The sequence below is a fragment of the Clostridium sp. KLE 1755 genome, assembly GCF_000466465.2.
Classification (GTDB): domain Bacteria; phylum Bacillota; class Clostridia; order Lachnospirales; family Lachnospiraceae; genus Eisenbergiella; species Eisenbergiella porci.
The window spans coordinates 1-12,565 of sequence record NZ_KE992771.1; the positions used below are offsets into that span (position 1 = coordinate 1).

Annotated in this window: 10 protein-coding genes; 3 read left to right on the top strand and 7 right to left on the bottom strand. The window is 48.0% G+C overall.

Annotated elements, in window-relative coordinates; all coding sequences use genetic code 11:
• Positions 1 to 157 precede the first annotated feature (157 nt).
• Positions 158 to 1,384 carry an HlyC/CorC family transporter gene (locus HMPREF1548_RS24710; protein ID WP_021639470.1) on the top strand — a complete coding sequence of 409 codons (1,227 nt, stop codon included), beginning with the start codon at positions 158 to 160 and terminating at the stop codon, positions 1,382 to 1,384.
• Positions 1,385 to 1,470: 86 nt separating this feature from the next.
• Here HMPREF1548_RS24710 and HMPREF1548_RS24715 read toward each other — a convergent pair whose 3' ends face one another.
• Positions 1,471 to 2,586, bottom strand: coding sequence for a phosphotransferase enzyme family protein (locus HMPREF1548_RS24715; protein ID WP_035323834.1), 1,116 nt, complete (start codon positions 2,584 to 2,586; stop codon positions 1,471 to 1,473).
• A gap of 520 nt (positions 2,587 to 3,106) precedes the next feature.
• On the opposite strand from HMPREF1548_RS24715, the gene HMPREF1548_RS24720 reads away from it, so the two are divergent.
• Positions 3,107 to 4,030, top strand: a complete 924-nt coding sequence (locus tag HMPREF1548_RS24720) for an AraC family transcriptional regulator (RefSeq protein ID WP_021639474.1) — start codon at positions 3,107 to 3,109, stop codon at positions 4,028 to 4,030.
• Positions 4,031 to 4,084: 54 nt separating this feature from the next.
• Here the strand turns inward: HMPREF1548_RS24720 and pap are convergent, their stop codons facing one another.
• From pap to HMPREF1548_RS24740, 4 genes are all read right to left on the bottom strand, one after another.
• On the bottom strand, positions 4,085 to 5,557 hold the full coding sequence (gene pap, locus HMPREF1548_RS24725) for a polyphosphate:AMP phosphotransferase (protein WP_035323835.1): 1,473 nt from the start codon (positions 5,555 to 5,557) through the stop codon (positions 4,085 to 4,087).
• Between the two features lie 286 nt (positions 5,558 to 5,843).
• Positions 5,844 to 6,593, bottom strand: coding sequence for a DUF3169 family protein (locus HMPREF1548_RS24730; RefSeq protein WP_021639476.1), 750 nt, complete (start codon positions 6,591 to 6,593; stop codon positions 5,844 to 5,846).
• A gap of 136 nt (positions 6,594 to 6,729) precedes the next feature.
• Complete coding sequence (locus HMPREF1548_RS24735; RefSeq protein ID WP_025487603.1) at positions 6,730 to 6,933, bottom strand: helix-turn-helix transcriptional regulator; 204 nt, start codon at positions 6,931 to 6,933, stop codon at positions 6,730 to 6,732.
• Between the two features lie 635 nt (positions 6,934 to 7,568).
• Positions 7,569 to 8,345, bottom strand: a complete 777-nt coding sequence (locus tag HMPREF1548_RS24740) for a DeoR/GlpR family DNA-binding transcription regulator (protein WP_025487604.1) — start codon at positions 8,343 to 8,345, stop codon at positions 7,569 to 7,571.
• A 462-nt stretch (positions 8,346 to 8,807) separates the two neighbouring features.
• On the opposite strand from HMPREF1548_RS24740, the gene HMPREF1548_RS24745 reads away from it, so the two are divergent.
• Positions 8,808 to 10,070, top strand: a complete 1,263-nt coding sequence (locus HMPREF1548_RS24745) for a sn-glycerol-1-phosphate dehydrogenase (protein WP_021639483.1) — start codon at positions 8,808 to 8,810, stop codon at positions 10,068 to 10,070.
• 193 nt (positions 10,071 to 10,263) lie between these two features.
• Here the strand turns inward: HMPREF1548_RS24745 and HMPREF1548_RS24750 are convergent, their stop codons facing one another.
• Complete coding sequence (locus tag HMPREF1548_RS24750) at positions 10,264 to 11,721, bottom strand: sulfatase family protein (protein WP_021639484.1); 1,458 nt, start codon at positions 11,719 to 11,721, stop codon at positions 10,264 to 10,266.
• A gap of 240 nt (positions 11,722 to 11,961) precedes the next feature.
• The coding region (locus HMPREF1548_RS24755; RefSeq protein ID WP_021639486.1) for an RpnC/YadD family protein at positions 11,962 to 12,565 on the bottom strand (604 nt) is incomplete at its 5' end.

Here is a 12,565-nt window from a genome sequence, read left to right on the forward strand (position 1 = left end):
GTATGCATTTTATGGATGAATCAGACGACAGTGACGGAAATCCTTCCTGTTTTCAGTTCCGCAGAATGGTATTGCTGGAATGATCCTTTTTTGTCACAGGAACCGGCAGCCATCACTGAATTGAATTATGAAAGGATTTTATCTGTAAGGTTAAATTATGAATATTACACTGTTAATTATTATTTTATGTATTGTCATGTCTGCTTATTTCTCCGCAACGGAAACCGCTTTTTCTTCCCTGAACCGTATCCGCATAAAAAATATGGCCGATAAGGGGAACAAAAGGGCCGCGCTCGTCCTGAAGCTGTCCTCGGATTATGACAGGCTTCTTTCCACCATTCTTATCGGCAATAATATTGTGAATATAGCCAGCGCTTCCCTTTCCACCCTGCTGTTTGTCAGGTTCCTGGGGGAGGATATTGGCGCCAGTGTTTCCACCGCCGTCACTACTGTGGTGGTCCTGATTTTCGGCGAGGTGTCTCCCAAGAGTATTGCCAAGGAAGCGCCTGAGAACTTTGCCATGTTTTCAGCGCCCCTTCTGAACGGTTTCGCCCTTTTGCTCACTCCCCTGAATTTTCTGTTTAAACAGTGGAAAAAGGTGCTCTCCCGGCTTTTTGGTACCGCCTCAAACCAGACTATCACGGAGGAGGAGCTGATAACGATTGTGGAAGAGGCGCAGCAGGGCGGCGGCATCGACAGCCAGGAGGGGGAGCTGCTGCGCAATGCCATTGAGTTTAACGAGCTGAAGGCGGCTGACATCCTTACGCCCAGGATCGATATTACCGGAATCAGCGCGGATGCTTCCCCGGAAAAAATTGCTTCCGTTTTCGCGGCTACCGGTTTTTCCCGCCTTCCTGTATACCAGGGCTCTATTGACAATATCACCGGAATTTTGTATCAGAAGGATTTTTACAATTCGGTTTATGGAACGGACAAAGCCATTGAGAGCATCATCCGCCCGGCGCTTTACATAACCAGGCACCGTAAAATCAGCCTGCTGTTAAAGGAGCTTCAGGCTTCCAAGCTTCATATCGCCGTTGTCATCGATGAATTCGGCGGCACTGTAGGCATTGTTACCCTGGAGGATATCCTGGAGGAGCTGGTGGGGGAAATATGGGATGAACATGACGAAATCATCCAGCCCATCCGCAGGCTTTCCGGGAAGGAATATCTGGTCATGGGCAGCGCCAATGCGGATAAGCTGTTCGAAACGCTTGGCGTGGATGAGGAAACGGAGGCGGTCTCCGTCAACGGCTGGATTATGAATAGCCTTTCAAAAATACCGGAAAAGGGAGACTCCTTCAGCTTTCACGGCTGGAAGGTAATCGTAACGGAAATGGAAGAAAGACGTGTGAAAACCGCGCGTATGGTCCGCACGGATTAAGAACAGGCGCCGGACGGCGCACCATCAAAACAGCCGCGCCAATAAAGGCGCGGCCGTCATATGATAATCATTCCCCATGTAAACACTTATAAATATTTCTCTGCGATTGCCGTCATTTTATCCCACTTGCTCTCCATGTCGGCCACCAGCTTGAACTGGGTGCGGGCGCGGTCCAGGTTATGCTCGGGACGGTGGATTTTGAAATAAACATCCCCCTGAAGGTAATCCGCCAGGAATCTCATTCCGCATTCAAGCGTCATGAGCTTTGCCCCCATGGGAAGCATACGGATTTCCTGCTCTGTCAGGCTGCCGCCGCAGCCTTCCACATAGCCTTTGGTATAGATTTCAAAAAGCTTCAGGTCACAGCTGATTAAATCCAGATTTTTCTCATCCTCCGCTCCGGTGCTCGCGCCAAAACGGATGGAATCACCATAATCATAAAGTGCGGATCCGGGCATTACCGTATCCAGGTCAATGACGCACAGGCCTTTTCCCGTCTTATTGTCGATCATGATATTATTCAGCTTCGTATCATTATGTGTAACACGCAGCGGAAGCCTGCCCTTAGCCAGCGCATCACAGATAACATGGGTATCAGGCTCTCTGTCCAGCACGAAACGGATTTCTTCCTGCACGCTGGAGGCTCTCTTCATCACATCCTCTTCAACCGCCCTGGTAAAATCCGCAAACCGGCTCACCGTATTATGGAAATTCGGGATGGTTTCATGCAGGGTCGCCGCCGGATAATCCGCCAGCAGTCTCTGGAAATTACCAAAGGAAAGCGCGCTGTTATAGAAATCCTCCGGCTTCTCAACGATATCAAAGCAGGTCGCATCTTCAATAAATATGTAGGTTCTCCAGTAATCGCCGTCCTCGTCCACCAGGTAATTATCTCCGTCAACCGTGCGGATTACGTTCAGTGTTTCCCGATCCGGATCTCCGCCGTTCTGGATAATTTTATTTCTGAGGAAGGAGGTTACATTCATGATGTTCTCCATCAGCTCCCTGGGCTTTTTAAAAATTTCATGATTCATGCGCTGCAGAATGTACCGTTTTGTCCTGCCGTTATCAAGCGTACAGGTCAGACGGACCGTATCATTAATATGACCGCTTCCATAAGGAACCGCTTCGGTCAGGGTTCCTTCAATCCGGAACATCGGCGCAATTTTCTCTTGAATTACCTTCATATCCAGTTTATCCATTTCCACTCCTATCTGCGCGCTGTGACGCGCATGCGGCTGTAGCCGCATACAAATCCTACCGGCTGCAGTGCTTTTCTTCCGACCCCTGAAAACGCTTTTCTGCCAGCCTTCACCTCCGCTGCTTCTCCGGTCCCGGATCCGCAGCCATTTTCCCTTTTTGTATTTTCATTATAACATTATTACACAATAATTATTTACACAATAATTTCGCTTTTTTATCTGATTATGCCAACAGATAGACTTTTTCCATAAAAATATATTTATTTATTTTTATTTTTTGTTTCTATTTTACATTTTATTTATTTTTATTTTCAATATCAAAGGCTCATTGCACAAATAAATCAAATCTCTTTGTACTATCCGTCCGCTTATTTATACAATCAGTTGGGCAAAATAAAAAAAGTATGAAAAAAAGGTGAATTTCTTCCCCGAATTTGTTAATATAAGTTCATACGTATTATAAACTTTCTGGAGAGAACAGCTTTTTTCCCCGGCCCCGGATGAAGAGAGGATAAGAGACATGGAAAATACAAATGCCGGCGCTTATGAGTATGTGACACTGCAGCCTTCCCTTCTGATCAACAGGCTGTATACCGTACATTATTTTGAATATATGAATGATTTTTCCTTTCCCGGGGAAGCCCATAATTTCTGGGAGTTCCTGTGTGTGGATAAGGGCGAGGTCAATGTGGTCGCCGGAAGCCGCACCCTGTCCCTGAAAAAGGACGAAATTATATTTCATAAGCCTAACGAATTCCATACGGTGCGTTCCAACGGCAAGGTGGCGCCTAACGTGGTGGTGGTTTCCTTCGAATGCACCTCGCCTGCCATGGATTTTTTCAGGGACCGGGTGTTTACAATCGGTGAATCGGAGCGCAGCCTCATCGCCCAGATCATTACAGAGGCCCGGCAGCTGTTTTCCTCCGTCCTGGATGATCCTTATCTGAAAAAAATGGAGCTGTCCGCCAATCCGCCCTTTGGAAGCGCACAGATGATCCAGCTTCATCTGGAACAGCTGTTAATTCAGCTGATCCGCCATTATACGGCAATAAAACCGGAGCTTAAGCGTCCTGCCACACTGAAGCAGAAATCCGATGTGGATCTTTATGAACGGATAATGAATTACCTGGAGCTTCATATTTATGCACAGCTGACGATTGAACAGATCTGCAGGGACAACCTGGTGGGACGTTCCCAGCTGCAGAAGCTCTTCCGTGAAAAAAACGGCTGCGGCATCATCGATTATTTTTCCCGGATGAAAATCGACGCCGCCAAGCAGCTGATCCGGAACCAGAGCCTGAATTTTACACAGATAGCGGATACCATGGGTTATACGTCCGTCCATTATTTTTCCAGGCAGTTCAAAAAAATTACGGGCATGACGCCCTCCGAATATTCTTCTTCCATCAAAAAATTATCAGAAGAGCCGCAGTTCAGGAAATAACCCTGAGCTGCGGCTCCTTTTTATCAGTCCGGGCAGCCGTTTCCGACCTCGCGGCTACTCTCCCAAAACCTTTTCCAGTTCCCTAATCACTATTTTCAGCGCTTTAATTCTGGCGTATTTCTTATCCACGGACTCCAGGATATGCCATGGCGCATAGGTGGTGCTTGTTTTCTGAATCATCTCATTGACCGCCGATTCATAGGCATCCCATTTTTCCCTGTTTCTCCAGTCCTCATCCGTAATTTTCCACTGCTTTTCCGGTGTGTTCTGCCTTTCGTTAAACCGCTCCAGCTGGGTATCCTTATCAATATGCACCCAGAACTTAATGACCACCGCGCCCCAGTCCACCAGCTCCTTTTCGAACTCATTGATTTCGTTATAGGCACGCTGCCAGTCGTTGGTACTGCAGAAACCCTCAATTCTCTCCACCATGACGCGGCCGTACCAGGTTCTGTCAAATACTGCAATATGCCCGGTCTTGGGAAGCCTGGTCCAGAAACGCCAGAGATAATGGCGCGCCTTCTCATGCGGCTCCGGGCTGGCGATGGGGTGCACCTCAAAGCCTCTGGGATCCAGCGCCCCGGTGATCCGTTTGATATTACCGCCCTTTCCTGCCGCATCCCAGCCCTCATAAGCGATGATCACAGGAACCCGCTTACGGTACAGCCGGTTGTGCAGTTCTCCCAGCCTTTTCTGAAGCTTATCCAGCTCCTCCTGATATTCAGCTTCCTCTATTGTTTTATCCAGCGCGATTTCGCCAAGCTTCGGCATTTTTTCCAACGGGAAGGTATTCTGCAGCAGCGGAACAGCAAGGCTCTTATTCTGCAGCGCCACGTCAATCCCCTGACAAAGCATCTCCAGCACCTGCAGCTGCGCCCACTTCCTGGAATGGGCATCTACAATATACCAGGGGGCGGTGGAAACATTGGTGTCATCAAGATAGCGGTCGAACACCTTCAGACATTTATCATAATGCTTATTCTGCCAGCGGTCGGAATCGCTCACCCGCCAGCTCGTATCCTTATTTACCAGCAGCGCGTCCAGACGCTTCCGCTGTTCTTTTTCATCAATATGGAAGAAAAACTTCATAACAAGATAGCCGTTGTCCGTAAGCTGTCTTTCAAAACGTTTTACGCTGTCAATTCTGGAAGCATAGCCCTTGTCATCCAGCTTTCCCTGCAGCACATCCCCTGTGATTTCGTCCATCCAGCCGGAATCAAGGAACGTGAATTTTCCCGCCTCGGGAATCCTGGCAAAATACCGGTACAAAAACGGTTTCCTCAGTTCCTCCTCCGTAGGCGCCGCCATGGTTGCCACCTTGAAAAAACGGGGATCAATATTCCTGATAATCTTCCCAATAGTACTGCCCTTCCCGGCAGTTCCCCAGCCTTCCATCAGCACCAGCACCGGCAGGCCGTGCTCCTTAATCTGCATTTGCAGCGCCCCCAGCCTCTTTCTGGCCTCCTCCAGACGCCTGCCCAGTTCCTCTTCCCCGGGTCTTTCCTGCTCTACGTGATTTTTCAGCATATTGCCTCCCTCCTGGTCTCCTTGCAGAAGATCATACAAATATAATTTGTAATTTTCCCGTAACTATTCAGCAGGTCTGCTCAGTAAATGCAAAGGCCTGTCTGAAATACTGCAAACAATTACATTTTGCTTTCCCCGCCTTTCTTTCAGTGTATCACACGCAGGGCCGGGAGACAAGGAAGATTGCCCGAATTACGTCAATTAAATACTACAGCGCCGTATTCACAAATACGGCGCCATAATCACTCATTTATCCTGCTACAACTGCACATACTAACCAATATCGTTACATCTTATTCCCTTTTTCCAGTCTCATGCTGCCAAAGCAGTAAACCCCCGTATTCACACCCCAGGCAATACAAATAAGAACAATCGGGAAATTTCCCGTATCAAACATCAGCTTACCAAAAAGCGCTGCTGCCTCCAGCAAGGGAAGTAAGGTTTTCATTACTATAAAGGAACTGTAGGACGCCTTATAAATCACCATCTGCTCCGCTTCATCACAGCTCTCCAGCCATTTCTGCGTAAAACGGGCGTCTCCCACATCCCCCCGCTTCAGCGGCTGAATCCGCTTCACCTGCTTCACCAGAAACGCCTCCATAACCACAACAACCGTACAGCACACCAGGAAACATACGACGTTTGCCAGCATCATGGGATTCTTCCCATCCACAGCCAGCCCGAACAGAAGAAACTGAATCACCATATTCAGTTCATTCGCCGTTATCGCCGCATTCTGATATTCCCCTGCCCGATCCTCCGCTTCATAGTTCCCCAGCTTAATCTGCGCACCGGCCCTGAAATAAAGCGTCACAGCAATGCCTCCCAGCACAATAAAAAATCCAAGCTGATACCACAGGGCATATGCCAGATAGCCATTAAAAAACAAATGCATTACATTCTCAGTCTCTCCCTTTATGGAAAAAATCAGAAAAGCACCGAAAAACCCCAACGCTCCCCCAATCACAAGCCAAAGCGCTATTTTCCCAATAATACGCCCCATACTCTTTGATTTCCCTGTCATCTTTTCACTCATAAAAAACCTCCTGCCTGCCGGCTTTTACCTGCCATCCTTTCAAAATATCCGTTAACCTTTCCAAAAATTACACGCCTGTCAATCCCGCCCAATCTTCACTTAGCCTTCCGCCAACCCTTCATTCGTCCTCAAACCTTCATTCATCCTCATATGTAAAAATATCCTCCACAGTCGTACCGCAAATAGCCGCCAGCTTCAGCGCCAGGCTCACCGACGGAGAATAATCCCCCCTCTCGATAAGGCTGATCGTCTGCCTGGACACCCCCGCCAGCTTCCCCAGCTCCGCCTGATTCACACCCAGCCTTGCCCGATGTTCCTTCAATCGATTATATAACGGCATCCCGCCCTCCTTTCCCGGCCATCCCATAACGCCTCCGGCCGCAGCAGCATGATTAATTTACTTCCTGCCTAAGAGCTCTTATCCAAACTTCAATGACAACTTTCCTTGTCAAAATTATCATACCACTGACAAATAAAGTTGTCAATGACAAATTTACTTGTCATTTTTATTATAGATTTAACTGTTAATTCTATAATACATTTCCCTGTCATTTCACTTTATCCTCTTCTTCCCGCCACCCTTATTTCTTACTTTCCAAACGGACATGTCTGCCTGCGCAGACATCACCATGAATGAAAGCCGATTGCTCCGGGACTTTCACAGTAAATCCCCCAGTCAAAGACCCCACTGCTCTTCAGAGCAGCGGGGTCTTTGACCCTCGCGGCAGTCGCCAAATATCCATGCAAGCATGGCTACTTGGCTCGTTGCTCGCGGGAATAAAATAAGCACCTGATTCGCTTTTCCTCCTCAGATGCCCTCAAAAAAACTAATATTTATCTATCTCCACAGCCCAGTCAAAAATCCTCTCCCTGTACAATCCGCACAGCCAGGAGATAAATGCATCGGCGCCAGCGCCTTCGTCCTTTTGCCATAAGGGAACTGCCGGGGCCGGTGCATTTACCTTATCCCTCCGCCTAAAGCTGAGGCGCCACCACTGTTTTGACCCCCTTATCCCCAAAGCTCTCCACCAGTTCCTCCGGTGCATGCCAGTCCGTAATCAGAACATCAATATCCTCCGGCCGGGCGATAAGCACCATGGAATCATCACCGAATTTCGTGTAATCCAGCATCATTATTTTTTCCTTGGAGATAGAAAGTATCTTTCTTTTCAGCTCAGCCTCTCCCAGCGTCGGCGTGGAAAAGCCTCTTTCCACCGTAAAATGATTGCCGCTGATAAAACCCTTGTCAAAAAAAAGGTTCCCAAGCACCTGCTCCGCCAGATAACCCACGCAGGAATAAATATTCGTGCGCAGCTCTCCCCCGATAATAATGCTGTGGATATCGCTTGCCTTCGCCAGCTCCATGGCCACATAAATATTATTGGTACACGGCATTATATTTCTTTTCGGCCCTTCCACGATTAACCTTGCCAGCTCACAAACCGTCGTACCGCTGTCCAGAAAAATAGCTTCCCCGTCCTGGATGCAATCATAGGCCGCCATGGCAATCGCTCTTTTCTCCTCCCGGTGACGCACTTCGTTTTCCTGATGGGAAAATTCCCGCAGCGATCCGTACCTGCTGACCGCTCCGCCCCAGGTCCGTTTCAGAACACCCTCCTGCTCCATGCTCGCAAGAAGCTTACGCACAGAAACCTCCGAAAGGGAAAAAGCCTCGCTTAATTCCGAAACTGAAATAGATGATTTTATTTTCAGCTGATCTAAAATATATTTCCGACGTTTCTCCTGATTCATATGCCTTCCTCTCTGCCGTCCTGCTCCGGCAGTTCCTTCTTTTTTTACAAAACCCATAGCCCCTTGGGCTGATTTCAGGCCTGCATGATGCCCCTACCCCATCTGGCAGGCGCTTCTTTCGAAACACTCCCTGGAATATCGGAACACGCCCGGGTCCTGTCCGGCTTCGTTCTTACCCAATTATATACTTTATCCCACACATTCCGCAACCGTTCTTTGTGTTTCCCTTCTGTTTCATGATAAATTTCGTCAACAGATCCGGTCCTTATTACGATTCTTTCATTTTAATTACGATTTTATTTCATTTTCTATGGACATCAAAAGATGATTATATTATAATATAGCTTAATCGGACGCCGGAAGCCCCGGCCAGACAAAAGCGCCGGCTGGCGCGGCAAACATGCTATTTTAACCGGATAGTTACATTTTTTACCATAAATCAAACCCATAGGAGGAATCCACATGATAATCGACAGTGCCAAACTCAACGGCCCCTGCTCCTGCGGCAGAAGCCACGAAATGATCACAAAGGAAGCCATAATTGAACCCGGCTGCCTGAAAAAGCTGGATCTTTATACGGACAAATACGGCCTTACCGGAAAAAGGGCTGTAATCTATGACGAAAATACATACCATGCCAAAAACATCATCCATCCGGCCGCTGATCAGGAAATCATTCTCGATCCGTCCAATCTCCATGCCAACGAAATCGCAGTGGGAAAGGTGATGGAGCAGCTTGAGGAAAATATTGATTATCTGGTTGCCATCGGAAGCGGAACCATCCACGATACTACCAGATATTGTGCAAACGACAGAAAAATCCCCTTCGTTTCCTGTCCCACGGCCGCCAGCGTAGACGGCTTCTGCTCCACGGTTTCCGCTATGACCTGGAAAGGCTATAAGAAAACCATGCCCGGCGTGGCGCCCGTTTTTGTCCTGGCTGATATTGATATTATCAAGGAGGCCCCTCTTTATCTTGCCCTCAGCGGCGCCGGAGATATTTTTGGAAAATATACGGCTCTGGCTGACTGGAACGCTGGCCATGCCATTACGGGCGAATATTTATGCCCGGTTATCGAAGGGATGACCCGGGATGCTGTGGACGCAGTCCGTTCCTGCTGCACCGGCCTGGCCGAAGGAGATGAAAACGCCTTTGAACAGCTGACCTATGGCCTGATTCTTTCCGGACTGGCCATGCAGCTTATGGGAAATTCCCGCCCTGCTTCCGGTTCGGAGCACCATGTCTCCCACCTTATCGAAATGCAGCCTGCCGCTTTTCCGTTCCATTCAGATGCTCTCCATGGCGAAAAGGTGGGCGTGGGCACCATCCTTATTTCCCGTGCCTGCCATAAACTGGCTGAAATCGAGGATATTACGCCTTATGTACATCCTTATTCCATGATCCCCGCTTCCCAGCTGGAGCCTTTCTATGGCCCCGCCCTGTATCCCAGCATCGTGGAGGAAAACAAAAAGGACTGCATGGAAGGGGTCACTCCTGAAATGCTCATTAAAGCATGGCCGGAAATCCGCAGAATCATTTCAACCATCCCTGCTCCTGAAGAACTGTCCGCCCTTTATGAGAAAATCGGTGCAAAAAAAACACTGGAGGATATCGAAGTTCCCTCCGAATATCTCCCCCAGCTTCTTAAATTTTCTCCCAGCGCCCGCAACCGCCTTACTTTGATGCGTGTATGCTGGATGCTGGACATTCCTGAACTCAGCTAATCTTTGCAGGAAAAAGCTGCAGAATTAATTGCTGAAAAAACAGCTGTTCTTTAAAAGGCAGGCCGCCGGATTCTTAGCGGTTCCTGCCTTTTATAGATTCCTGCCGTTTATTGATTCCTGCCTTTTATAAATTCCTGCCGTTTATTGATTCCTGCTGTTTGCTAATTTTGTTTTTTACTCTCCCCGGTCTTTGCTATTCCACCCAACGGATCGTTTCCCAGACCGCTGCGCCATCGTTATGCTGCGCCGGCCCTGGAGTGCTTCTTCCCCGGAAAATATGTGCCTTCAGAATTTCGCGCAGTTCTTTTACCACCTCCGGATATTCTTCAATCACATTTTTTCTTTCTCCAATATCCTCCGACAAGTCATACAGCTGGAAGGAAGGCGCGCCCTCCGGCTCCTCCCCCGGTTTAGGTTCCGACCAGCCGCCGGACCCCGGACACATTTCAAGTTTAAACTTTCCCTTCCGTATAGAAAGGGAACCGTCTATACTCTGGTGAATTAAATCCGCACGGACCTCCTCCTCATCCGGATTCAGCCACAAGGGCAGATTGCTCACGCTGTCAACAGCCGTTTCCGCATCCAAGGAAATTCCCAGGATATCAGCCATGGTTGCCATAATATCACAGAGACAAACTATCCTGGAGCAGCGCCTGCCTTCAGGCACCCTGTCCGGCCATTGAACGATCAGAGGAATCCGGTGTCCTCCTTCATAGATATCCGCCTTGGTTCCCCGGAAGACATAGCTGGGATTATGCCCCTGAGACAGCAGCTCCGGATAATCCGCCATGGGAGAACAGCCATTATCCGAAGTATATATGACAATCGTATTTTCATAAAGCCCCAATTCTTTTAGTTTACGGTTAATTCTTCCTGCTACATCATCACAGTGCAGCACGAAGTCTCCGTATTCATTGGTTCCGGATTTACCGCAAAACTGGCTGGCCGGAAGAATAGGAGTGTGCGGTGCGGGCATGGGAAAATAAAGAAAGAACGGCTCCTCCCTGTATTCCTCCATTTTTTCCAGCACTTTTTCCGTCAGTTCATCCAGCACCTTTTCATGTACAAAGCCAGGCGCTGTCGGCCCTTCCCTGAAAAAACCTTTACCGGTTCCTTTTGTCACATGATCCGGCTGCGCTGTAAAATGATCATTTTCAATATAGATATATGGCGGCATGTCCAAAGATCCGCTAATGCCGTAAAAATATTCAAAACCATTAGAGATTGGGGAGCCTTCTATTTTTCCGTGGTAATCCACATGATCACATACCCCAAAATCCGGTTTTTCCACAAATCCTTCTTCTTTGGCAAAATTCATCCCCAAATGCCACTTTCCCACCATAGCTGTCCGGTAACCGTTTTCCTTCAGCATATCAGCCAGCGTTTTTCTTCCTTTTTCAATCAGAGCCTCCGAATAACCGCCCATCACACTGGATTTCAGCCGGGAGCGCCAATTATAGCGGCCAGTAAGAATTCCATAACGGGACGGCGTACAGACGGCGGCGGTTGCATGGGCATCTGTAAAGCAAACACCGTTTTCCGCCATTTCATCCAGATTCGGCGTTTTAAAGCCACAGTGCTCATTCAGTGCGGAAATATCCCCATACCCCATATCATCCGCTAAAATATAGATCAAATTCGGTTTTCTCATTTTCTTCCTCCTAAAAGGGGCATCCGCAAGCCGGCCCCTTTAATCATACACCATTTCGTTGTATTCCGCATCTAATCTATAATTATTGTCCGTACTCCATCCCTTTTCCGGTTTGAGCGTTTCAAACACAGGCCTAAAGAATGCCTGAAATACCGGACAAAACTATCCGCATCACAGGACTGTCCCGTTCTCACTGGCCACTATCATTTTCCTTCTGCCAATGACAGGTTGCTTTTCGTTTTAGTCTTCCGTAATTTCATGGACCTGTTCTATAGTAATACCACACAACTCTGCGATTTCCTCATTATTCCTGCCCTCTCTGACGTAACGCAATACTTTTTTCGTCAGATTGATTCCTTTTTCTATTCCCTCTTCAATCCCTTTTTCAATCCCCTTTTCAATGCCTTTTTCTTCAATTGCTTCACTCAAATTACACATCTGTCTCAGCTCCTCTCCCATTTCCTGTTCCATTACAATCCCATAATCTCTCGCCAGTATTTCTTCTTTCTCCGTAACGCTCATCGAAGGAGAAAGAAGCGTATTCAGAAATCCGTGCAGCCCACCCCTTTGATTCTTGTCATCCTTTTCATTCAGGCAGATTATGACCACCGAAAGCTTATCATAGCTCGCTTTCCTCTCAGGTATCCTGCCAAGGATATTTCTTCTGGAGATCCTGTATTCTGTCATGGCGTTTCCTATATGCGCAGGCGCATTCATACAGATCCAGATACTGCAGACCTTTTTCAAATCATCATACTCTGCATCTGTAAATTCTCTGTCCAGCTGTTCCGACAGCATCCTCGCTCCATAGAATATCCCTCTGGTCACAATCCGGTATTTCTGA